General features: G+C 36.7%; 1 protein-coding gene. It reads right to left on the reverse strand.

The window, feature by feature from the left end:
• The coding region (locus tag AN214_RS22395; RefSeq protein ID WP_161805725.1) for a DDE-type integrase/transposase/recombinase at positions 1-215 on the reverse strand (215 nt) is incomplete at both ends.

The following is a 215-nucleotide window of genomic DNA, read 5'->3' on the forward strand; positions in this document are numbered from 1 at the left end:
GAATGATGGATAAGAGGTGAAATGACTTTTCTATGTTTTAACGCTTGTTTAAACGCCTGTTTTACTGAACTCGTTTTTAAATTATCACTTAGGCTATAACCCACTATTTTTCTAGAGTAAGCATCTGTTACTAGACTTAGATAGGACTCGCATTCTTTCGTTGGCAGGTAAGTGATATCCGCCACCCATAATTGCTCTGGACGAGTTAATTCAAT

The organism is Pseudoalteromonas sp. P1-9, assembly GCF_001399975.1.
Classification (GTDB): Bacteria; Pseudomonadota; Gammaproteobacteria; order Enterobacterales; family Alteromonadaceae; genus Pseudoalteromonas.